The organism is Paenibacillus sp. J23TS9 (genome assembly GCF_018403225.1).
Classification (GTDB): domain Bacteria; phylum Bacillota; class Bacilli; order Paenibacillales; family Paenibacillaceae; genus Paenibacillus_AQ.
Genome location: NZ_BOSG01000001.1, coordinates 1,022,389 through 1,045,972, shown reverse-complemented (window position 1 = coordinate 1,045,972; position 23,584 = coordinate 1,022,389). Strand labels below are relative to the sequence as shown.

The 23,584-nt window shown below is 46.3% G+C and carries 23 protein-coding genes; 2 read left to right on the top strand and 21 right to left on the bottom strand.

The window, feature by feature from the left end; translation table 11 throughout:
• Positions 1-50: 50 nt before the first annotated feature.
• The 11 genes from KJS65_RS05130 to metH all read right to left on the bottom strand — a co-directional run bounded on the left by KJS65_RS05130 (position 51) and on the right by metH (position 12,882).
• Positions 51-1,169: an SAF domain-containing protein gene (locus tag KJS65_RS05130; protein ID WP_213648858.1), complete on the bottom strand. Its 1,119-nt coding sequence runs from the start codon at positions 1,167-1,169 to the stop codon at positions 51-53.
• Between the two features lie 30 nt (positions 1,170-1,199).
• The gene (locus KJS65_RS05125) at positions 1,200-2,672 is read right to left on the bottom strand and encodes a protein kinase domain-containing protein (RefSeq protein ID WP_213648857.1); all 1,473 of its coding nucleotides are present in this window, start codon (positions 2,670-2,672) and stop codon (positions 1,200-1,202) included.
• 206 nt (positions 2,673-2,878) lie between these two features.
• Positions 2,879-3,904 (bottom strand): 23S rRNA (cytidine(2498)-2'-O)-methyltransferase RlmM, encoded by a 1,026-nt coding sequence (locus tag KJS65_RS05120; RefSeq protein ID WP_213650645.1) that lies wholly within the window; start codon positions 3,902-3,904, stop codon positions 2,879-2,881.
• A 36-nt stretch (positions 3,905-3,940) separates the two neighbouring features.
• Positions 3,941-4,714 (bottom strand): ABC transporter ATP-binding protein, encoded by a 774-nt coding sequence (locus tag KJS65_RS05115; RefSeq protein WP_213648856.1) that lies wholly within the window; start codon positions 4,712-4,714, stop codon positions 3,941-3,943.
• Entirely contained in the window at positions 4,711-5,031 is a 321-nt protein-coding gene (locus KJS65_RS05110; RefSeq protein WP_213648855.1) for a thioredoxin family protein, read from the bottom strand. The genes KJS65_RS05115 and KJS65_RS05110 overlap by 4 nt, the downstream gene beginning before the upstream one ends.
• Complete coding sequence (locus KJS65_RS05105) at positions 5,028-5,369, bottom strand: cyclic-phosphate processing receiver domain-containing protein (RefSeq protein WP_213648854.1); 342 nt, start codon at positions 5,367-5,369, stop codon at positions 5,028-5,030. The genes KJS65_RS05110 and KJS65_RS05105 overlap by 4 nt, the downstream gene beginning before the upstream one ends.
• Before the next feature lie 53 nt (positions 5,370-5,422).
• On the bottom strand, positions 5,423-6,280 hold the full coding sequence (locus tag KJS65_RS05100; RefSeq protein WP_213648853.1) for a deoxyribonuclease IV: 858 nt from the start codon (positions 6,278-6,280) through the stop codon (positions 5,423-5,425).
• On the bottom strand, positions 6,270-7,085 hold the full coding sequence (locus KJS65_RS05095; protein ID WP_213648852.1) for an Fpg/Nei family DNA glycosylase: 816 nt from the start codon (positions 7,083-7,085) through the stop codon (positions 6,270-6,272). Before KJS65_RS05095 ends, KJS65_RS05100 begins: the two co-directional genes overlap by 11 nt.
• Positions 7,086-7,131: 46 nt before the next feature.
• Positions 7,132-7,944: a TIGR01457 family HAD-type hydrolase gene (locus KJS65_RS05090; RefSeq protein ID WP_213648851.1), complete on the bottom strand. Its 813-nt coding sequence runs from the start codon at positions 7,942-7,944 to the stop codon at positions 7,132-7,134.
• 456 nt (positions 7,945-8,400) lie between these two features.
• Positions 8,401-9,330: a ribonuclease Z gene (gene rnz / locus KJS65_RS05085; protein ID WP_213648850.1), complete on the bottom strand. Its 930-nt coding sequence runs from the start codon at positions 9,328-9,330 to the stop codon at positions 8,401-8,403.
• A gap of 108 nt (positions 9,331-9,438) precedes the next feature.
• Positions 9,439-12,882, bottom strand: coding sequence for a methionine synthase (metH, locus tag KJS65_RS05080; RefSeq protein ID WP_213648849.1), 3,444 nt, complete (start codon positions 12,880-12,882; stop codon positions 9,439-9,441).
• A 170-nt stretch (positions 12,883-13,052) separates the two neighbouring features.
• Here metH and KJS65_RS05075 point away from each other — a divergent pair, with 170 nt between their 5' ends.
• A complete protein-coding gene (locus KJS65_RS05075) occupies positions 13,053-13,595 on the top strand; it encodes a 1,2-dihydroxy-3-keto-5-methylthiopentene dioxygenase (RefSeq protein ID WP_213648848.1) in 543 nt (180 codons plus the stop codon).
• Between the two features lie 103 nt (positions 13,596-13,698).
• Here the strand turns inward: KJS65_RS05075 and KJS65_RS05070 are convergent, their stop codons facing one another.
• The 5 genes from KJS65_RS05070 to yneA form a co-directional block, all read right to left on the bottom strand.
• The gene (locus KJS65_RS05070) at positions 13,699-14,112 is read right to left on the bottom strand and encodes a FixH family protein (RefSeq protein WP_213648847.1); all 414 of its coding nucleotides are present in this window, start codon (positions 14,110-14,112) and stop codon (positions 13,699-13,701) included.
• Between the two features lie 238 nt (positions 14,113-14,350).
• Positions 14,351-15,142 carry an HAD family hydrolase gene (locus KJS65_RS05065; protein ID WP_213650644.1) on the bottom strand — a complete coding sequence of 264 codons (792 nt, stop codon included), beginning with the start codon at positions 15,140-15,142 and terminating at the stop codon, positions 14,351-14,353.
• 30 nt (positions 15,143-15,172) lie between these two features.
• Positions 15,173-15,715, bottom strand: coding sequence for a hypothetical protein (locus KJS65_RS05060; RefSeq protein ID WP_213648846.1), 543 nt, complete (start codon positions 15,713-15,715; stop codon positions 15,173-15,175).
• A 33-nt stretch (positions 15,716-15,748) separates the two neighbouring features.
• Complete coding sequence (locus KJS65_RS05055; RefSeq protein WP_136605955.1) at positions 15,749-15,943, bottom strand: DUF896 domain-containing protein; 195 nt, start codon at positions 15,941-15,943, stop codon at positions 15,749-15,751.
• A 99-nt stretch (positions 15,944-16,042) separates the two neighbouring features.
• The gene (yneA, locus tag KJS65_RS05050) at positions 16,043-16,423 is read right to left on the bottom strand and encodes a cell division suppressor protein YneA (RefSeq protein WP_213648845.1); all 381 of its coding nucleotides are present in this window, start codon (positions 16,421-16,423) and stop codon (positions 16,043-16,045) included.
• Between the two features lie 304 nt (positions 16,424-16,727).
• Between yneA and lexA the strand changes: the two genes are divergently transcribed.
• A complete protein-coding gene (gene lexA, locus KJS65_RS05045; protein ID WP_136605957.1) occupies positions 16,728-17,354 on the top strand; it encodes a transcriptional repressor LexA in 627 nt (208 codons plus the stop codon).
• Between the two features lie 71 nt (positions 17,355-17,425).
• Here the strand turns inward: lexA and KJS65_RS05040 are convergent, their stop codons facing one another.
• The 5 genes from KJS65_RS05040 to KJS65_RS05020 all read right to left on the bottom strand — a co-directional run bounded on the left by KJS65_RS05040 (position 17,426) and on the right by KJS65_RS05020 (position 23,521).
• A complete protein-coding gene (locus KJS65_RS05040; RefSeq protein ID WP_244864382.1) occupies positions 17,426-18,472 on the bottom strand; it encodes a serine hydrolase domain-containing protein in 1,047 nt (348 codons plus the stop codon).
• Between the two features lie 188 nt (positions 18,473-18,660).
• Positions 18,661-19,854 carry a response regulator transcription factor gene (locus tag KJS65_RS05035; protein WP_213648844.1) on the bottom strand — a complete coding sequence of 398 codons (1,194 nt, stop codon included), beginning with the start codon at positions 19,852-19,854 and terminating at the stop codon, positions 18,661-18,663.
• Positions 19,832-21,646 (bottom strand): sensor histidine kinase, encoded by a 1,815-nt coding sequence (locus tag KJS65_RS05030; protein ID WP_306432955.1) that lies wholly within the window; start codon positions 21,644-21,646, stop codon positions 19,832-19,834. The genes KJS65_RS05035 and KJS65_RS05030 overlap by 23 nt, the downstream gene beginning before the upstream one ends.
• Before the next feature lie 90 nt (positions 21,647-21,736).
• Positions 21,737-22,615 (bottom strand): carbohydrate ABC transporter permease, encoded by an 879-nt coding sequence (locus KJS65_RS05025; RefSeq protein ID WP_213648842.1) that lies wholly within the window; start codon positions 22,613-22,615, stop codon positions 21,737-21,739.
• Positions 22,616-22,630: 15 nt separating this feature from the next.
• On the bottom strand, positions 22,631-23,521 hold the full coding sequence (locus KJS65_RS05020; RefSeq protein ID WP_213648841.1) for a carbohydrate ABC transporter permease: 891 nt from the start codon (positions 23,519-23,521) through the stop codon (positions 22,631-22,633).
• Between the last annotated feature and the right edge of the window lie 63 nt (positions 23,522-23,584).

Here is a 23,584-nt window from a genome sequence, read left to right as displayed (position 1 = left end):
ATCCTGCTCCTTTCCACTATTGCTTTGGATCGATGATGTTTACATCCTGGTCATGGCTGAGTAGAGGGCACCTCTCGCTCGGTCTGATTTTCGTTCATACTTTTTTCAAGCAGCTTGTTGTCCTGAGACTCCCCCCAGGAAAAAGTATCCTTTTCAGAAGTAGCAGGTCCCGGATTGGCCATTTCAGTCTTATTTTCTGTTTCATTACTAGTAACTGTCGATCCGCCTTCTTGTTTTAAATCTTCAAAAGTAAATCCGGAAATGGTGGACTCCGAGTTATGACCCGAGTTTACCCCTCCGCTTTGATACGTTGGTGCAAACTCTGAATCTGCAAATCCCTGGTTTGTCTTTCCGGAGCCTGATACTGCAGTTAAGTCTTTTTCAAGGGAGACACGTACAGCTTCAGACAGCTTTTGTTCCGCTTTCTTTACAATATTCGGATCACTGTCAATCAGCTTCAGCACCTCTTTATTGACTGGATACGTCGGTATAGCTTTATCCTGCATTTCCGGTTCAACATAAGTAACAGCATACAGCTTGGCATCATGCAGGTAAGCGTCAACCATAGCGCTGGATAATGACAGAATTTCCTGCTCCGTCATCGTAATCCACATTGCCGGATTGACCAGCTTATCAATTTTCTTCTTGGATAAAACGATGTAGTCCTGTCCTGTAGGAAACTGGACTCGCACATCTACAACATCATGCTCATGCAAATTGGAAGGCAGGGCTATCGCCTGTAATTCTCTGTTCCTGAGATCCGCCAGCAAAGGCTCCTGTTCATAAATCATTGCAACTGTTAATGCAGTACCTTTTTTCAAATCAATCTTGGCGATCTTCATTCCACTTGCCTCACTGCTTTGAACTAGATTGACCGGAGCCGCTCCCTGAGGCAGCTTAACCTGCACAAGATCCTTCACTGAAATGACGTCGCCAGCTTGAACATCTCGAGCGAGTACCCAACTGGAAGCCATCTTTTTTTCCTCATCCAACTGCGCCTGCTCCAGCCTCGTAATCTGCTGCTCATAATCGTGCTTGATGCTGTTTTCCCTGGTATGATGCTGCATACTGCTGATCACGGCATAGCCTGCAAATACGACACCCATTACAGCGGCACCCGCCAATCCGGCATAAAGCAATTGTTTTGTTCGCTGTCTCAGCTTGGACATGTACCTTTTCATTCTCCTCTCTCACACGAATCAGCTGAGTCCGAACCTGAATCTTCTTCTACGCTCGACCCCTGACAATACGCCTTGAAAAATACGGTTTAACGCTCGATCCATTTCCTCACTTTGATCAAAAGGATCCATTTGAAGCGGAAGTGAAAATACCTGAGATGTGTTTAACTGCTTGCGCAGCCTTTGGACAGCATCCGTTTGGGCAAGCGGCAGAAAATACATCCACTTCTGCTGTGGGTATCTCGACAGGCTGTGGACCATATCCATCACATCCTGCTGACGCCATTCCGCACCCGAAGAAATAATTATGGGAATATCTGCCCTAAGAAACTCTTCCAAACGCTCTTTCTCCCGGTAAGTTCCCAAATCGATCACTACATAGTTGTAGCTCCCAGATAACAGGGTGATGACATCAGCTCTTGCCGTCTGCCTCCAGTAATCCACCCCCTGCACTTCAAACTTGCGGCTGCCCCCGCCATCCCCATTCACAATATGCTGAATTCTCCGAAAGGCCGGAGATCTTACATTCATTTCAACAAGTGCGACCTTGCTGTGACACCGTGCCAGGAAATGACTAATCGCAATGGCAGTATGCGTTGTACCCGTGCCACCGCTCGCTCCCATCACTGCGATCACCTGTGTACTGGTTCTTCCGGCGATATCTTTTCCCCGTCTCGCTTCCGGTACTGACTTCTGTCTTACTGCCGAAGCCAATTCCTTACGAACTTCATTTGCCGACGCATAGCGGTTATCTGGAGCTAACTGTAGAAGCTTGCGTATCACCGGAATCAGCCTGCGCGGTAGATCGGGACGAATATATTTCTCAGCCCTATCCGACCACTCACTATATGCTCCTGCAGTGGACAGATAAAGCAGCAGAGCACCCAGGCCATACAAATCAGACCTTGCATCACTCTGTCCGGAACCATATTGCTCTGGTGCCGCGAAGCCGATCGTCCCCAATTTAACCGTGTCCTGCGTCTGCTCATGTTTGTAATTTCGGGCAATCCCAAAATCAATGAGTCTTAGCTCCAGCTGTTCCGTAAGCATAATATTTGACGGCTTCAAATCTCTGAAAATAATAACCGGATCATGTGTATGTAAGTAACCCAGCACCTCCAGCAGCTGATCCGCCAGTTGAAGGATGGAATCTACAGGAACCTTGCCTCTATACCCGCTAAAATACTTCTCAAGCGTAATTCCCTGAATATAATCCATTACCAGATACGAATATCCATCATTGTCAGGAGGAAAAAAATCTACAATCCTTGGAAGTCTGACATGACTAAGAGAAATTAGAAGCTTCGCTTCATCCCTTATGCTGCAGTAATGTTGTGGATCAACGACACTTTCCTTAACAGCCCACAACTTGCCAGGCAGCTTCAAATCCTCTGCAAGATACACATGGCTCATGCCGCCTTCTCCAATCTTCCGGACAATCTCATATCTCCCCCCAATCGTCAGTCCGATAAGCAGTTTGGAAGGATGATCCATTCTCGTCCCCTCACTTTCAAGACAAAAAAAAGGAAAGCACTCCTGGAGATGACTATTACGGTTATCCGTAAAGCCATGCACCGGGATGCTTTCCCTTTATTTATCATCTGGTTAATTTGGTATCATTATAGAGCAATGGTAATATCTGTGTAAAGCACTATTTTAATAGCATCACTCTAAAATCGCTAAAAAAATAATTTACGACATTAATATTTAATCATATACAAAGTGATTTCGTCACGGTTATGAAACAGCTGTTTTGCCCGTTGGATCTGCATATTGGCATCTTCAAATGAAGAAATAACATCATCAATGAGCGCCATTGGCTTTTTATGCATCAGCTTAACCGTAACTACCGCCGTGCCACCTGGTCTTAGACTCGGCAGCAGCTCCGTTACCAGCTTAACCATCTGTTTTGGACTCCAGCTCATATCACAAACAAGCAGATCAAATTCACTGTCACGGAAACGCACTTCGGAAGCATTTTTCTTGAAAATTCTTAATGCCGGATGGTCTTGCAGCGACTCATGCATAAAGGCAGGGTCAACCGCGGTCACACGCAGCCCTCGTTCCAGCAAAAACGAAGTCCAGCCTCCAGGCGCCGCGCCGATGTCAATGCCCTTATCAAAGGCAGCAAAATCAATCCCAAAGCTTTGTTCTGCCTCCAGAAGCTTGAACTTGGCACGTGATATTTGGCCGTCTTCACGCTGAAACCGGATGGCGCCACCGCTCCAGTCAGACAGATTATTCACGGGTTCCGACACGCCAATATACAACATATCTTCGGCTGCAAACACAGAAATGACCCACTCCGCATCGCGAACAACAAATTCGGCGTTCAATTCGGCGAGCATCTCCTGAAGCTTATCACGGAGCTGTCCCGCACTTTCTTCCCGTACGCTGTCATCGGCTTTACGTACTTGCACTGACAGTTTTGTGCCATGCAGCTTATCTTGACGGTTCAAGTATTGAACCATTTGCGAGTATGACTCTTCAGTACCTGCATTCAGCTCGAGCTGAACCGGCTGGATATGGCGCAGGAAAATCGGAGGATTGGTGACGATCATGTCCACAGCTCTGTCCGCATCCTCAAAGAAGGTGGCCAGGAAAACTTCACCCGATATCAAGGTTTTACTTTTGAGCTTGCCGAACTTCCGGCGCAGCTCTTCCTGTGCATAAGGTGCAAAGCCATGGTTGGCCGTGCATATGAACCGGGATGTTTCAATATTCATCTCTTCATTTATTAACTGTTTATCATCCAAAACGGATTACCCTCCAGAAACCACTTTAATCCAAGGCCGGCCGCCGTCCCATTCGATCCGGGCCGGAATATCGTAGGTTTGTTTTATCATTTCATTGTTCAAAATTTCTTGTTTCGGACCGGCACCCGCTATTTTCCCGTCGCGGATCAGGGCCGTATGTGTAAACAACGGCATAATCTCTTCCACATGGTGAGTCACGTAGACCACGGTGATGTCCCGCTCCCCAAGCCGCTCAACCTCAGCAAGCATCTTTTCGCGCTCATACAAATCAAGACCCGCACAGGGCTCGTCCAAAATCAGAAGCTTGGGCTCACTCATCAGGCTTCGCGCAAGCATCACCTTTTTTCGTTCACCTTGAGACAGTGTACCCAGCGGATGATATGAGAGCTTACCCAGATTCATTTCATCCAGAATCTTCAGGGCTCTTTCTTTAACCTCGCTTGGAATCTCCTGGTAAAAGCGTAAAAACGCATATGCACCTGTGGCAACGACCTCCCACACCGGATCACTCAGGTTCAGCTTTTCCAGTAGATTGGGGCTGATATAGCCAATCTCCTTACGGACTTCACGGACATCACATTCCCCATATATATTTCCCAGCACCTCAATACGGCCTTCACTTGGAAAAAGATATCCTGTGAGCATTTCCAGAATCGTCGTTTTGCCGGAACCATTGCGTCCTAAGATAACCCAATTTTCTCCCTTTTTGATTTCCAGGGATATATGATCCAAAATTTGATTCTCTTCTCTTCTCAATGACACATCCCGCATCGAAATCATGAAAGCACTCCCCTTATTTGAGCTAACAAGTCCTCTACCGATCCCATGGAATATATAATTTCAGGTTTACCGGTGCGTTTTGGGTCTGCGATAAGCAGGGCAGGAACACTCGAGATCCTGTACTGCTCCACTACCTTAGGCAGCATATTCACATCCGCTTCTGCAAGGATGCCTTCCGGAAGCAGGTGCTCCGTAACTTCAAGCATTCTGCGTGCCACCTTGCAGGTTCCACAAAAAGGGGTGTGCAGGAAGACAGCCAAAGGCTTGCCCTTGCTCCACAACTCTTCAAGCAGCTGCTTTTCGTCCAATTCCCTCATTTCCGCACCCCCTCAGCAATACGATCCAGCACCTCCGAAGGCATCGGACCGTTATGCAGCTTCACTTGCTCAGGAACGGACTGATAGAGAAGCTCGTACATCTCTCTTTTCCCCCACATGCTGGATGTATGCAGATATATTTCCCGAGGGAACAGCTGCCTGGCAATCATCCCCCGTACAACCTCTTTTCCGGTAGGCTCACCGGGGCCAAGGTCGAAATCCAGTGACAAAATATCAACCTTACATTCTTCCAGCATCAAAAGACATTCCTGTGCATTTCTGGCTAGAGCAAATCCTTGCGGACAACGCCGGTAATCATCCAGATACAAATGAATCACAGCCGCTCCCCCTTTCTCCCGTTCTTCCCATTGCTCGTATAAGCTCTATTTCTTCATTCCTCTTCTATGCAACGGTATAAGTACTCAATCTCATCCCTATGCGTTCCATCCTTACCAGGTTCCGTTTCCAAAATAAGAGGCTTGCGTTTAAACTCTGGAAATGAGATAAGTTCAACAATTGCCTCTGTCCCGATATAACCTTCACCGATCCGGGCATGACGATCTTTCCCAGAACCGGACGGATATCTTGAATCGTTCAAATGTAAGGCTGCAAGCTCTTCCCAGTATCCAAGCTCACGTCCACGCTCCATCAAACGATCGGTTTCTCCGGGAATCCATGTGGCCGAAGCATAAGCATGGCAGGTATCCAGACAAAACGCAATTTTTTTCGGCTCGTTAGCCAAATTGCGGACATTAACCAGCTCTTCAAGCGTAATTCCCATCGATCCTGGTTGACCCGCTTGATTTTCAAGCAGTATTTTTGCATTGCCCTGCCAATCAGCCAGCGTTTCATTTAAACATTGTATTATATTTTTATAGCCTTGTAACGGGTCATTGCTTTTCAGATGGCCAAAATGTACGACAATTCCTACAGATCCGCAGGCCTCGGCAATGATCAGATCATTTTTCAGGGATGCCACAGTAACTTGGTACAGTTCATCCCCCCGTGTATCTCCAGCTGCAATATTCACCGGGTAAGGTGTATGAGCTATGCTTGGCATCCCTTTTTCCCGGCAAAAACGAAAGCAATCCGCCGCAGCGATGGCATCTAGATCCTTCCATGCCAGACTGCGCGGATTTTTAGGAAAGTATTGAAATGCTCTGGCTCCCATATCCCATGCCCGCTTGGCTGCTCTCCCAAAGCCTCCGCGGGTGCTGACATGACAACCGATCAATCGTTTATTGTTCATGCTGGCAGGACGGACAAAAGAATGCTTTGCGTCCTGTCAATTCAATTCTGTTCACAACCCCGCCGCAGCGAACGCAGCCTTCCCCTTCACGGTCGTAAACTTTGCACATGTCATCATATCCACCGGTCCGAGTATCTCCCTCCATAAAGGGAGCCTCCATGTAACCTCCATGCTCCAGCGCATCAGGTAAAACCTTCAGCATCGCGTCATATAATCTGCCTATCGCCTCTTCTGAAAGATCCTGTATCTTGACGGAAGGAAGCAATCCGGCTTCAAAAGCGATCTCATCCGCATAGCAGTTGCCAATGCCCGCGATGACATGCTGATTGACAAGCAGGCTTTTCATCGCACCGCGCCGCCCTTTGAGCAGCTCCACAAAACGCTCCTTGCTCATTCTCCGGTCAAACAATTCCGGCCCAAGCGGCTTTAGGATTTCTTCTACTTCCTTGGCGGACAGCAGATGGAGATATCCAAGACGAAGACCGATAAAGTATAATGTATTCTGTCCAAAAGTAATTTCCACCTGAGTATTCCGGCTCAGACGGCCTTCCTCTGTTCCATAGTACAACATTCCGCCCAGCATGAGATGCAGCAGGAGTCTGCGACCGTTATTCATATGAAAAACGAGATACTTTCCACGTCTTTCCACAAAAATAGCACGCAGTCCAGTCAGCTCATTTATGAACTGGTCTGCTGGTACATTGATTGACTTTTCTCGGTTGACAACCACATGAGTGATCGGCTGGTTTATTATATACTCCGAAAGTAGTCTTCGGTAATTTTCCATTTCCGGCAGTTCCGGCATTTGTTCATCAATCCTTTCGTATATAGCAATGATGGCTTCAATATATTTAAATGTTCTTTGAGGACGGACATACGATTTCCTTTAATTCGTACAAATCTTTACAAATAATGTCCGCTTCAAGTCCAGCATTCTGGATTTGCTCGGCCAAATTCTCCTCCGTGGTTAGTCCGGTCAAAACGAGGATTGTCTGACAACCCGCAGCCGCTCCGGCGGCAATATCTGTGCGCATATTATCACCAACAACCGTTGCTTCTGCAGGTGATATGCCTAATCGATCCGTAGCAAAAGTCATCAGATGGCCGGCAGGCTTACCGATTATCACGGGCTCAACCCCGGATGCAGCCTGTATAGATGCAGCCAGAGCACCCGCTCCAGGTACCAAGCCATGATCCGACGGAAGAAGCAGGTCCGGGTTCGTCAACACATACACAGCCCCTTCACGGATCCACCGAACCGCATTGGCCAGTGTCTCGTATGTAAATGAACGGTCAATTCCCTGCACAACGAATTGCGGATTATCGTCAACGATATGTAATCCCGCATCCATCAGCGCGAGACGAAGTCCTTCTTCTCCTAGCATAGCCACAGCAGCTCCTGGAGATTCTTCAGCAATATATTTCGCCGCAGCAAGTGAAGATGTACATACTTCTTCCGGCAAAGCTTGAATCCCCATTTCATTCAAATGGGCAGCAACGCCCTCAGCTGTTCTGGATGAATTGTTCGTCACGAACATATAAGGAATATTGTGTTTCTTTAACGTTTGGATCAGCGTATCCGCTCCGGGAATACGATTTTTCCCATGATAGAGAGTTCCGTCAAGGTCAATCAACAGACCTTTTGTTTCTTTGTATTGTGTCATCGCTGTGCCTCTTTCCGATTCCTCAGACAGATAGACAATATACCTGTATTCAGAGTATGTTACGGACTATTTTCTGTTCAGCATTTCCCGTTCTATGCTCAGTATTTCCTATATGGAAACAGAAAACAATCCCGTTTCAAATGATTACGCAAGTTCTATTCTAAGAAAAATGAAGAAAAGCCGCAACTCATTGAAGCAACTCTTTCTATTCCCACGACGCTTTAGACTCTTTTTCACCGCAGTTCGTCAAAGATATCCGCTTCCTAAGCCTGAAAAAGTCTGGAGTTGATACCTTGTGTCATTTCCTGCGCTTTCCCGGAAAATAATCCATTCCCATGCGATATCCTTCAGCCGCTGGAGGCCGTATGGAATCACGTTTAAAGCTTACTCCAATATAGAAAAAAGCTCCATAGGGAGCTTTTTCAACTCATGATTTCTCGTTCTCTATCCTGATCTTTAAGCATGTCTCTGAACGGGAAACAATACTAGCTCTTCAGCAAGCTTTGTATTTGGAAAAATGGTTTTAGCTTCCGCAAGCAGCGGCTGAAGATGCTCGAGATCTTTATATCGCGAGCTGAAATGGGTAAGGATCAGTTCTTTGGCTCCAGCCTTCAGAGCGGCTTCTGCCGCCTGAATCGACGTACAATGATGATAATTATAAGCCGATTCTTTCAGATCATGCATAAATGTGGCTTCATGGACCAATAGATTCGCATCTCGGGCAAGCGTCAAAACATTATCGCAGGGCCGTGTATCACCCAGAATGGTTACGACTCTCCCCTTTTTGGGTGAACCCAAAACATCTTCTGGCTTCAACAGCTGGCCATCTCCCAGATCGATGCTTTCTCCTCTTTTCAGCCGGCCATATGCGGGTCCGGGTTTAAGCCCGTACTCGGCAAGCCGCTTAAGATCAAGACTACCAGCCTTGTCTTTCTCAGCAATGCGGTAGCCATAACTATCCACACGGTGATCCAGCAGCAGCGATTCAACCCTTATTTCCTGATCCTCATACACCAATCCGCCAGTATGTTCAATGACCTCAAGTTCGTATTCGATTCTTGACTGACTCAAAGTCAAACTGACATCAACAAACTGTTTTAATCCAGGAGGACCGTAAACCGTTAGTTTGGTTGTACCTCCTTGATAAGCACGGCTGGACAATAACCCGGGTAATCCAAAAATGTGATCCCCATGCAAATGTGTGATAAATACCTTTTCCAGTTTGCTGAGCTTTAATGAAGATCGCAGAATCTGATGCTGCGTCGCTTCCCCACAGTCGAATAACCAAAACGTTCGCCGCTCTTCAAACATTCGCAGAGCCATCGACGTCACATTCCGCTGAAGTGAGGGTACTCCCGCATTGGTCCCCAAAAATTCAAGTTCCATAACTAGCAACCTTCTTTCTATGTATGTCAGCAAGAAGAAACGGCTGCTCCGTCGTTAGCAAGCAGCATCGTTCCCATTTAACCTATAAATGAACCGGTACAACAGGTATCATTTTACCTTATCCACATTAAAGTACCTAGCTTCCGGATGCGCGAACACCATGGCCGATACCGATGCTTCCGGCTCCATCATGAAGCCTTCCGTGAGCAGAACACCGATGTCCTCAGGATGCATCAGATTAAACAGCGGCTCCTGGTCCTCAAGATCCGGACAAGCCGGATAACCGAATGAAACGCGGATCCCTTGATACCGTGCTCCATGACGCTGCTTCATGGTCATATCCGCAGGATCCGGAATGCCCCAGCTATCCCGGATGATGTGATGCACACGCTCAGCAAGGGCTTCGGCTGTTTCGAGTGCAACCGATTGAAGCGCATGTGAACGGAGATAATCCCCTTTATCTTTCCATTCGGAAGAGAGCTTGGAGATCCCCTCACCTGCTGTCACAACCAAAAATCCAACGTAATCCATCTGTCCGCTGTCGACAGACTTCAAGAAGTCCGCCAAACAAAGAAATGGAGGCACATTTTGACGCGGGAAGCTGAAGGTGTGAAGCACCTTGGATGTATCCTCAGGATCATAAATCACGACATCATTCCCCCGGGATTGTGCCGGGAAGAATCGGTACATTGCATGAGCTTGAATGATTCCTTCCTTGGCAGCCTGATCCAGCAGGCTGTCAACCGTGGCTTTGAGTTCCACCGCCTTCTTATTGCCTTCGGCAAGAAGCTGCTCTACCTGTCCCTTAAGACCGAGATGATGCCCCAGAAGCATCTGCATATTCATATAAGGAATGATATGTGTAATCGGGTAATTCCGGATGATATGACGCTCCATATCCGGTGGGCTAAATACGGGCACATCAGTCGACACGCTGGACTTCGCGGCCCTTGTCGGCTCCGGCATCGCTCTTGGCTTTTCCACTTCCGCAGCCATTGCTTCAAGCTCTGCCTGCATTTCCGTCTGCATCATCTCACGCTGCACAGGATCCATCAATTTATTGGCAATATCAAGTCCATCCATAGCATCCTTTGCATATACAACCATGCCTTGGTATTCCGGACGGATTCGGGTCTTCGTAAATTTACGAGTTAAGGCGGCCCCACCTACCATAATGGGTACGTCTACACCCGCGTTTTTCAAATCCTGCGCAGTAACGACCATCTGCTGCGCAGACTTAACCAGAAGTCCAGATAAACCGATCATGTCGGCCTTCTCTTTGCGGTAGGCTTCAATAATAGTTTCCGGTGGTACTTTTATACCCAGATTGACGATCTGATAACCATTATTGGAAAGGATGATCTCCACCAGATTTTTCCCGATATCATGCACATCACCTTTAACGGTTGCCAAAAGCATTTTGCCTTTAACTGAAGACTCATTTTTTTCCATGAACTGTTCCAGATACGACACGGAAGCCTTCATGACCTCTGCGCTCTGAAGTACCTCGGCCACAATCAGCTCGTTATTGTTAAACAGCCGTCCAACCTCGGACATTCCGGCCATCAGCGGACCATTGATAATTTCCAAAGCTCCATATTTTTGCAGCGCAGCTTTCAAGTCGGGAAGCAGCCCCTCCTTAGTTCCTTCCACTACATAAGTTGCCAAACGCTCCTCCAAGGTCAGATTAGATAGCTTTTCCTTCTTCTCCACCTTTTTGTTCCGGAACGCGGCTACAAAAGCAGCAAGCGTCACATCATTTGTATCATAAATCAATGCCTCTGCAAGCTTGCGATCCCCCTCCGAAATCGAGGCATAACGCTCCAGCTTTTCCGTATTGACGATAGCGTAATCGAGACCTGCCTTCGTACATTCATACAAGAATACAGAATTCAATACCTCACGTCCCGCTTCAGGCAAACCGAAGGATACGTTGCTGATACCGAGAATAGTCTGACATTCTGGCAAAGCTTCTTTAATGAGTCGGATTCCTTCTATGGTTTCCTTTGCAGATCCGATATACTGTTCATCCCCGGTACCCACCGGAAACACCAGTGTATCAAAAATCAGATCTTCCGCTTGCAGTTTGTATTTGTTCACGAGAAGGTCATGGGAGCGCAAAGCTACTTTCAGCTTATCGTCCCGATGAATCGCTTGCCCGGTCTCATCAATGGTGCCGACAACGACAGCTGCTCCGTATTTATGGATTAACGGGGTCACCCGTTCGAATTTTTCTTCACCATCTTCAAGATTAATGGAGTTAATGATCGACTTCCCTTGCGAGTATTGCAATGCAAGATCAATCACGTCCGCGTCTGTGGTATCGATCATGAGCGGCACTTTGACCTTTTTAGCGACCAGCTCCAGGAACAGTTTCATATCTTCCGTTTCATCACGGTCAGGATCTTGTACGCAAACATCGATGACATGAGCGCCATTCTTCACCTGTGCACGGGCTATTTCCGAGGCTTCTTCATATTTGCCTTCAACAATAAGGCGTTTAAATTTCCGCGAACCGAGTACATTGGTCCGTTCACCCACCATATAAGGCCGGTTATCGGATTCAATATAGACCGGATCAATTCCTGAAATCGCGGGTGAATGGGTGCCTTCCATTGGCCGCGGGCGATATTGACTCATCGTATCAGACAACGCTCGGATATGATCCGGGGTCGTACCACAACATCCTCCGGCAATATTCAACCAGCCCTGCTTCGCAAAGTCTTCCATTTTACGTGCAAGCGACTCCGGAGATTCATGATAATTCCCGTTTTCATCCGGAAGTCCGGCATTCGGATAGCAGCTGACTGCCGTTTTTGCCATGGCTGACAAGGAGCGGATATGATCCCGCATAAATTCGGGTCCCGTTGCGCAGTTCAAACCAACGGAGACCGGACTCAAATGCTCGAGCGAAATATAAAATGCTTCAATATTCTGCCCGGCGAGCGTTGTACCCATCGGTTCAATCGTACCGGATATCATGACTGGCAAGGTGACACCACTGTTATCAAATGCCCGGCGGATCCCGATACTTCCCGCTTTTACGTTCAGTGTATCCTGGCTCGTCTCCAATAGCAGCGCATCGACGCGGCCTTCAATTAAAGCAAAAGCTTGCTCTTCATAACTGATTATCAGTTCTTCAAAGGTTACGCCTCCGGTAACGGAAAGTGTCTTCGTTGTGGGTCCCATCGCTCCGATAACATATCTTGGCTTGTCCGGCGTGCTGAATTTATCAGCGGCCCGGCGGGCAATTTCGGCAGACTTCAGGTTAATTTCTCTAGCTTTTTCAGGTATATCATATTCCGCAAGTACAACGGAAGTAGCACCGAAAGTATTGGTTTCAATCAAATCGGCTCCCGCTTCCAGATACTGTTCATGAATCTCTTCAATGACATCCGGACGTGTTAGAACCAGCATTTCATTACAGCCTTCGAGTTCTTCTCCTCCAAAATCCTCGGGACCGAGCTCGACCTGCTGTATCATGGTACCCATGGCACCATCAAGTATTAATATTCGTTCTTTCATTATTTCCTGCAAGCCAGGTCTGTCCATGTAATTTCCCCCCTGCAAAACGTTAGCTCTTAGTTTAACAGAATCCTTTCTATTAGAAAAGTGTCAGAAAACGCAGTCATCCCTTATGCTAAGAAGGAAGATGCCATCGACAAAGAAAGACTGCTTCGTTATAATATGAATTAAACCAAGTGGAAAAGAGGGGTAAGCTAATGGCTGAAATCGTGATCCGTAATACGAACGAAAGAATCTCTGGTGACGATAATGTTCGTGAATTCTTAAACAATCAGAATGTACTATATGAAAAATGGGATGCTTCTAAGCTTCCTATCGAGCTTCAAACTAACTTTCAATTAAATGATGACCAAAAAAATGAAATTTTGAGCACATATGATGAAGAAATCCGCGACTTGGCCGCACGCCGCGGTTATCAAATTTGGGATGTTATTACTTTGTCGGATTCGACTCCAAACCTTGAGGATTTGCTTAACAAATTCGAAGAGGTTCATACCCATACGGAAGATGAGATCCGAGCAATTGTCGGTGGTAAAGGGATTTTTGTCATTAAGGGCAGTGATGATCTGGGATACTTTAATGTGGAGCTCGAGGCGGGTGACGTTATTTCTGTACCCGAGAACACCAACCACTTCTTTACATTGATGGATAACCGTAAAATTATTGCCGTCCGTCTCTTCATTGAAAAGAATGGCTGGGTTGCTTATCCTGTGGAAGATCCCAGCTTCCAAAAAGCATAATTGATTAATTGTATAAATTGTTAATTTCATTTATTTCACAAAAAAAGAACCTGCACTTTGTGAAAAGTCAGGTTCTTTTTTTAGTCCATATTAAAGACTGCGATTACTTGCTAACCGTCAGCTTTTTGGTAGGCATCGTATGCTGTGGGCCATAGGTTACATGAGAGGTAATGCTGTAGGTTCCATCACTATCAAATGTCTTCTCTAGAACATACTTTCCTTCTCCTGCATTTTCAGCCGGCACCTTTTCATGGTTGCTGCTGTCTCCCTCTTTTGTAATTTCAATCATCACTTCATCCGCTTTATCGACCTTTTTATTCTTTTGTGCCACATTTACTTCAATGGATACCTTTTGCCCTACTTTAACCTGTTCCGGTGTCCAGCTTAGATCGACAGTCAGCGGCTCCATCATGCCTTCATCCATATTCATCCCGTCATGCTCACTCTTGCTGCCGCAGCCTGCCAACGCCAGAATAACAAGTAAAATAACTCCCGTTAACCATATTCTGTTCTTCATATTTGTCACTCCTTAAATCAATTTCCATTATTATGTACGCTTGGTTATACCGCGCCTTATTTATTATACATACTTTTAACTCTTTCAAAACGCAAGCCTGTTCACAATTTGGTGACAAATATCACTCATAAAGCATGTCATTGAGATAAGCTTCTCTTAATACCAAAAAAGTCTGTTTCGGCGCAGCAAATCATGCATCACCAAAGCAGACTTTTTAATTAAAGCTTACAGCACAGCATTATAAAGTTTCCAAAATACCATGAAGCTCTGACAAATGCTTAATCACATGATCCGGCTGTATATTAGAGTGGTAGGGCTTCCCGTTGCGGTTGATCCAAACCGTGTTTAATCCAGCGGCAAGTCCGCCCTTCATATCCGTGGAAAGCTTGTCGCCTACCATCACGGCTTCCTCAGGCTTGATGTTTAAACGGGAAAGGGCATGTTCAAAAATGCTTGGATCCGGCTTGCCTTTGCCAAAACTGCCCGAAATAACGATTTCATCAAAATAGGGAGCCAGTGCAGGTACACCATCCAGCTTCTCCTGCTGCAGTCCTGGACATCCATTCGTCAAAAGCAGGAGTTTATAACGTCCTTTTAGCTCATCAAGCACCTGAAAGGTTTCTTCATACACATGCGGACGAGCACGTCTTTCTGCTCCAAACTGTTCTGCCAGCTGCTGAGCCAACTGCTCATCCTCCACACCCATTGCACGGAGTCCGCGCTGCCATGCTTCTTTTTGATAACCAGGGACGATCTGTTCCATCCGGCGGAATTCAGGCTGTTCACCCGCTGTAAATTTACCCCATAGTGCTTCAAAAGGATTGATTCCGATCATGGCAGTAAAAGCGTAGGTATCGTAAGTTTCATACAAAGCTCTGGCCTCTTTGCGGACAGCCGTTTCCAGCGCTTGCGAATCAATCCCCGTTTTCGCAGCAGCTGTGTCGCAGGTCGCCCGAAAAGATTCCTCCACGCTCCGCTCATCCCAGAGCAGCGTATCGTCCAAATCAAAAAATACAGCGGTTGTCCCCATCTTCATCCATCCCTCTCCCATGTTTATCTATTATTTTTCAAATGGAATATCAAAAGTATTAGCGAAACGCTCCAAGCGTTCACCCATGGCTGCAGTATCATAACGATTAATCAATCGGGTGAAGACCCAGTTGCCGCCTTTACTTACTTTACCTTTCTTGCCCTTTGCACCCTTAAGTTCAATAACTACAGAACCGGAACCAACTTTAATGCTAGCGATTTGGTCAGCCGTGAGACGGCGATCCCTGTTGAATTTAATTGTAGAGATCGAATTTTTATCCACCTTGAGAAAAGGTCTCCGCAGAAAAATAACCACCGCAAGTAAAATATACAGTCCGACCACAATCCAAGTTAATGAAGTGCTCATCGCCTGCTGCTGACTAGCCATTCCCAGAAGCACATATATAGCGGCCAGTGCAACTAATGTTACCGGAAGAACGAAATTCCGGCCTCTGAAAATATCCGCTGTTGCAGATCCTTTCGAAGCATAGATTGAAGGTTTTCCATCCTTCTTGCGCTGCTTGTTTAAATGAGATGTGTTTTTCTGAACCATTCTTTCCCAGGAACGGGACATAGTTGTTCCCCCTTAACCATCTTGTCATGTATTTTACTTGCGCTTACCGTCCTGCTGGTCCTCGACCCATTCGATGGATTCCAATTGGGATTTAAAATTGCGGCGGACGTTCTGGAGGTATTGTTCGCGCAGTTTAGCACGTTCCTCTGTTTCTTCCTTTGTCAGACCCGTTTCCTTCTGCTTACGGGCAAGCTCGTTAATCCGCTCAACTAAGCTGTCGATATCCATACACTACTCCTCCATTATTCAATTCATACCTAACTTTGCCATGAGAAAAAGAGCTTGTCAAGGTATGAACCTTTCCAAGCTCTTCTGGTATAAAAACTATTAATATAAAGGAAGAGATAGAACGTCTCCGGCTTCAATTCCACTGGTCTTTAAATGGTTCGTTTCCTTAATAATACGAATAAAAGCGCGTGTATCCATGTCCTTCGGTTTGTATTCCACAGCGATTCCCCAAAGCGTGTCTCCCTGGGAAACAACCACCTGCTCCATCGGAATCTCATCCTGGGGAGAACCAGCAAATACTCTTACCATGCCCGTACAACCAGCGATAATAATTACAGCAGCCAACAAAAGCTTGAATAGCAGGCGGCGTGAGAACATGGCTTGTATTGCTTGAAAACGTTCCGTAGTCTTTATACCGCTGCTTGCAGTTTCAATAAAGTCATTATTATAAATACTCTGATATGTAGTGTGTCTTAACATAATAAGATTCCTCCAAACATTTGTTCTTGTATAAAACCAATATAACACGAACACATGTTTTGTTCAATACTTTTTTCGAACGATTGTTCCCAGAACTATTGTTCCTATTTATTTGAGTATCGCTCGTGTCCGAATAGCGGCCCTGAAACTGCAGTATTTAGACTGAAATCCTTTCGCTCATCCATATTTTAGATTCGGAGAGATGGCATCAAATTTTGAATTCCTGATTTTAGAACTTGTGTTTGTACGAACGGTAGTTCTATGTTATAATTTTACCAAACGTTACTAATGGGGTTGATGGGGAATGTCGAAGATATCTAGCCGGCAGCAAGCGATATTGGAATTTATCAGAAATGAAGTCCGGGCCAAGGGTTATCCGCCTTCCGTTCGTGAGATCGGTGAAGCCGTAGGACTGGCTTCGAGCTCAACTGTTCATGGTCATCTGGACAGACTTGAGAAGAAGGGCTTAATCCGTAGAGACCCTACGAAACCTCGCGCCATTGAGATTCTGGGTCAGGAAGAGTCCGAGAGCAGTAACCTGTTCACACATACGATTGCAAGAGTTCCTGTGGTTGGTAAGGTTACAGCCGGTGTACCTATTACCGCAACAGAGAATATTGAGGATTATTTCCCTCTTCCCCAGCATTTTGTCGGGGATGAGAAAGTATTCATGCTTTCAGTAATGGGAGATAGTATGATCGAGGCAGGCATCCATAATGGCGACTATGTCATTGTGCGTCAGCAGCAGACCGCAGATAACGGAGACATTGTTGTTGCGATGACCGACGAGGATGAAGCTACAGTCAAGACTTTCTATAAAGAGAAGGATCACATTCGTCTACAGCCAGAGAATCCGTCCTATACGCCGCTAAGGCTGAATCATGTGACGATCCTTGGCAAGGTTGTCGGGTTGTTCCGGGATATTCATTAATGAAGTAATTTATGCCGTTCATATGTACAAGCCCTTGTTCTTTCGAAGAGAACAAGGGCTTTTTATTACTCTCAAATTAACTGCCCTTGCTGCCACAAACTTGCTAGATGTCCAAGCAGACTTTGGGTCTGATGCACTCCCGGATCTGCGTTCATCATCAAGACCGCTCCTCTGCCTATCTTCGGATACGTAATCAGCATACACTGATATCCTGCTCCCCAGCCAAGAGACGAAACTTCGAGCTCACCATCAGGGGATTCCAGAAATACACCAAGACCCGTCCACTTGAAACAGCCTTGGGGTTTGATCATTTCGTCAGCTGTTTCAGCAGAGATGCCAAGCCTGCTATTTCCCTGAAGTGAAGAAAGGAATTCCTCAACTAACAAGGCCAGATCCGCAGGCGTTGTCCACAGCCCGGCTGCTGCCGGATACGGGTATATGGGATGAGATTCCTTCAGACGTACTCCATGCTTATTATGTCCAACCGCTGAACCCATCCGGATCTCCGACTGGGATGTAACAATGATACTGTTGTTCATATGTAACGGTTCAAATAACTTTTCTTGAAGAAGCTTATCAAAGGACTCCCCAGTCACATCCTCGATCATCAGCTGGATAATGCAAAAACCCGTATCCGAGTAAATAAATTGACTGCCCGGCTCTGCCATCAATTCAATCGGCTTTTGGCAGTAGTAAGTCATACCTCGAAGCAGCTTAGCCATGTCCGGAGAACCGTATTCGTGAATATACTGACCAAAGCCTCCTTGGGGGTCAGCGAACCCCGCCTGATGGCAGAGGAGTCTGCGAAGAGTAACCGTTCGTGAATTAAAACTTGGATGTTCGGGGATATTCCATGAAATCAGGAAGTTGCCCACATCTTCATCCAGACTTAGAAGCCCCTCCTCAACCAATTGAAGCGCGAGTATACTCGCAGCAAATTTACTGATGGAGCAAGCATTAAACAGCGTATTAGATTGAATAGGATCCCCGCTTCCCGCTTCCACCTCTCCCCAACATTCATGATGGCTCAGCTTCCCCTCGCTGATAAAAGCGATGCTTAGTCCGGGTATATTGCTCTCCCTCATCCGTTCGGCGATATTCCGAATATCCTTTTTCAAATTGAAATGCCTCCATTCTATCACGCTCGATGTACCTCATAAATCAATTATAGAACATTTGTTCCTATTTATCAATAAGCGGCATTATAATCACATCTTCACTGTTTTAATGCATGCAAAAAAGCCCTGTCACATTGAAATGACAGAGCTTTAATAAATAGACACACATCCGATTTGTTTTGCTGTTTCTAATGGCATGCTCGGCTCATGCTGGATTCCGACGCCATACGCTGCCGGTATTCTGTCGGTGTAACATTCATGCGCTTGCGGAATACCTGTGTGAAGTGCTTTACATCCTGGTAACCGATTTTTTCTGCAATATCAACCAGCTTAAGCTGGGTATGCTCCAGAAGATGGATCGCCTTTTCCATTCGAAGGCCTGTTACATATTCCTTGAATCCGCTGCCCGTTTTTTGTTTGAACACCTGACTGAAATAGGCCGGATTCAAAAATACGACTGAAGCCACCTTTTCAAGGGTCACATCGGTATTATAATTCGCCCGGATATATTGCACAGCAACTTCCATCGCCCTGTTGCCACCGGGTGCGTAGTAATCAAATTCCAGTGTGCCTGAATCGCGCCCCATTTTCTGAATCGTCGCGGGGATACTGTTAAAATCACTGATCACATCCGATAACTGAATTTGAAATGGAACCTTCACATATTTTTTCAGGTGCATCCGCAGTTCATCCGTTAAAATCTTTATCCCATATTTCGCATCAACGGTGATCAGACCAAGCAGACTTTTGCCGTCCAAACTGGTGACGAACCCTTCACCATATTTTTCAATCAGCTCGGTGAGCACATTTTCTACAATGTAATGCTCCAGATGAACCGCATTGTCACTTTCCATTTTGATTAGAGCCAATTGAAACTGCGGATGCCGCTCCACGAAAGGGGCAATATCCATATTCCCGATGTCCAGCCCCATTGCCCATCGCTGAAATACAGCTTCCCGCAAAAATTTAAGATTACTTCGAAGCATCTTGGCCTCTTGTTCCAGTTCAGCTTCCCGTTCTACTTCCTCAACAAGCTGCGCAATCATGGAAACCAGTAAATCCTTGCCAATAGGCTTTAGCAAATAATCCTTGGCTCCGAGCCTCACCGCTTCCTTAGCATAAGCAAATTCCGAATAGGCGGAGATAATGACCCATTTGATATGTGGATGGCTGCTTCTCGACAGTTTCATGAATTCAAGTCCAGTCATGCCCGGCATCAGAATATCTGTCAGCACAACATCGATATGACCGCTTCTAAGAATCATGACCGCTTCATCCGGATTAGCTGCCAACTGTACATCATGCTCAGGAAAAGCTTTCCGGATCGTCCGTTTGATCCCTTCCCGGATTACATTCTCATCATCCACGATCAATATGTTCATCTTCGTTCTCCCCCTTTGGTGGTATAGGAATGGTGATTTCAACCATCGTGCCTTGTTTAAGTGTACTTTCGATCTGCAGGCCGTAGGCTTCACCGAACATCATAACGAGGCGATCATGGACATTCCGGAGCCCTATACCGCGTCTTGGTCCGGACTTTTCCTCGTTTGATATTCCTGTTTGTCTGTGCGTGAGCGTCTCTCTGACCCTCTCCAGTGTCTGCTCATCCATGCCAGCGCCGTTATCTTCGATCCTGATATGCAGCTTGTTTTCATGTGCTTCCGTAGTCACTCTCAGATATCCGAGGCTGCCCTGCGGCTCCAGACCGTATTTAACAGCATTTTCAATAATCGGCTGAATGGTCATTTTAGGCAGCACAACATCCATCCAAGCTTCATCCGCTGCAATCTCCGTCCGGAGTCTTCCACCGAGCCTCATCTCAATGATGGTCAGATAATGACGGATTTGCTCCAGCTCACGCCTTAATGTCGTCCTTGATGCTTCCTCCCAATTGCTGCTGTATCTGAACATTTGCGATAACGAAAGCACAACCCGGCTCAGCTGCTCATTTTCTTGCTCATCCAGCATCCAATAGATCATATCCAGGGTGTTATACAGAAAATGCGGATTCACCTGGGATTGCAGCGCCTGCAGCTGTGCATTCTTTTCACTGACCGTCGAAATCTTGATCGTCTCGATCAGTTCATCCATCCGGTGCACCATCCGGTTAAAGGACGAAACAAGACTATTAATCTCATCAAAAGAATTCACGTTGACCGAACCGCTGAAATTCCCCATCTCTACCTTCTTCATCTCCCGGATCAGCAGCTTCAGCGGTGAAGCAATATTGCGCGAAACGATGGATGCAAGCACTGTAGACAATATGATGAGCATCAACACCACGATAATGAGATATTTCGTCGTCTGATAGACTTCCGCCCTAATATCTTTTTTAGGCGTTAGACCATAGATGGTCCATCCAGCTAAAGAGGTGTTGGCAGCTACAATCAATTGATTCGAGGTGCTGTCGACGACAATATTTTCGTCCTCCGAAGGTTTTGGCAGCTGATCAAGCTGCGGTCGTTTGGCTCCTTTTTGCCCGGATGATGCAATAACCTTTTGATCCTCGCCCAGGATGTAGACCCGTGTGCCCGGACTGATGCTCACGTTAGAGAGCGCTTCCATGATCGGAGATGGATTGGTTTCGATGACGAGTATTCCGATCTCCTTATGGTTGGTTAAATCATATAGTTTCCGTCCGAAGACGAACACCTTATCCTGCTGCTGCATCGTATTGATGGGTGATCCGGGGTATAATCCCAGCCACACCATGTTGCCGGAAGACTCCCCCAGCTTTTTATACCAGTCGGTCTGGGCATAGTTATTGTCAATAACACCTGCAAACTGCCTTTCATAGCTGTACACCTTGCCATCCTTCGATAAAATATGAATGCCTACCACTTCGCTCCGCGAATAGTAGGCTGCTCCAATAATATTGGTAATGGTTCGTTCATTTATGACCCCAACCGCAGGATTAGAGGCCGTTTCCTGCAGCAAACGTGTCAGTTCATAATTACTGTTGAGTGACTTCGATAGGCTGTTGTAACCCTGAAGCATCAGGTTGAACAGTCCCGCGGTTTGAGAAATATTTTTCTCGGCTATATCACTGACTTTGGAATGGATGATGGCGAGTGTTCGATTATAGTACAAAACACTCATGAGGATCAAAATACCGGTCATGCATCCCAAAAATAGCAGGAACAAGCGGTTGTGTATGGATCGGAAGCGTCTCACAAACGATACGTTCTCCTTTCGGCAAATCGACATTTCGTGTCAATTTTAGCATACTCTCCGCTTGTCTCGTACTATCTTTTTTTTAAAAGCCTAGCCTTTTACTGCACCAGCTACCATGCCCTGCGTAATCTTGTCCGCGAGCAGGAAGTAAATAATGATGACCGGGAGTGCACCGAGTACAAGATAAGCACCAATCGCACCGTAATTAACGGAGTACTGGCTGACAAAACTGTTCACTCCGAAAGGCAGGGTCTTGAGCTTTTCTGAAGAGATAAACGTTGCTGCCAGAATGTATTCATTCCAAATGTTAATGAAAGTCAGAATGCATACCGTCATCACCGGTGGAACGGACACAGGCAGGATAATGCTCCAGAAAATCCGTCCGACGTTCGCGCCGTCGATGACTGCCGACTCTTCAATCTCATGCGGAATGGATTTCATAAACCCGCTTAAGATAAATACTGCGATCGGCATCGCAAACGCGACATAAGGCAAGATCAGCGACAAATGCGTGTTCAACACATGGATGTTCTTAAAAATAATCATCAGCGGCAGCAGCGTGGCCTGCATTGGAATCATCATACCGACGAGAAACAGCAGCATGACAACTTGACCATACTTCCAGCGGAAGCGGCTGATCGCAAACGCACATAGGGAGCTCAGCAAAATAACCGTAGCCATAGTCACTGAAGTAACGAAAAGACTGTTCAAGAGATACCGAACGTAATTTCCTTCGAGCGCGGCGCTGTAATTACTCCATTGGAAGGAATGCGGCAGAGCAAAAAAGCTGCCTGATAAAATTTCTTCATTGGTTTTCAGTGAATATAGAACCAGCCACAGCAGCGGATAAACCTGAGTCACGACGAGCAGTGACAAGAACAGAATCACGATTGTCTTCGCAATAGAAAACCGTCCGCGTCTGGTTGTTGCCGTCTGCTGATTAAGTGATACGACAGAGCTTGTATTCATGGCGATTTTCCTCCTTTACGAGAATCGTTTCTCCAGTTTGTTAAATATCAGATTGATCAGGAACGTAGCTGCTAGGCAGAGTATGACCAGGAAGGCTGCAATCGAACTGCCGTATCCATATTTCATGGACAGGAAGGACATATTGTACATATGCGTCGAAATCACGTCCGTGGCATGTGCCGGACCTCCGCCTGTCATTACCATAACCATGTCGAAAGCTTGAAGCGATCCGATAAACGCAAGCACGATCGATATTTTGAAAATAGGAATGATATTCGGAAACGTGATATATCGGTCCGCAGTAAAACCTTCGGCACCATCGATTCTTGCTGCCTCGTAAATTTCCTCCGGCACATTCAGAATGCCCGTGTACTGTATTAGCGTGTGGTAACCCAGATACTGCCACAATGCCACGAAGTACAGTGAATACATGGCAACCGAAGGTTCAGTCAACCATGAGTGAGTCCAAGATTCCAACCCGACCGCAGTCAGCACCTGATTCAGCATGCCGCCCATGGACGCAGGATTGTAAATGGTTTTCCACAGCTGTCCAACGACAACAACCGATAGAATAACCGGTAGAAAATAGCTTGAAACCAGAAAGTTTGGCCGGCGGACATATCTTTTCAGCAAAATCGCCACGAGCAGCGCTACCGGAATCTCTGCCATGGAAAAGACCGCAAACATCAGCGTCCTGCGTACAGAAGGCCAAAAAACAGGATCATGAAAAAACAGATTTCTAAAATTCTCTAGCCCGATAAACTTGGACTCTCCTATGCCGTTCCAATCCAGCAAACCACTGTACATGGATACGATAATCGGTACAAATACGATTCCTACATAAATGATTAAGCAAGGCAGTACAAACGCGGCAATCGTCAGGCGGGAGACCTTCAGCACGTTCACAACTAACCCCCTCCTTCTCTGGCTGGTTCATCATGGAATTGAAGGGAACGTCATGCTGTTATT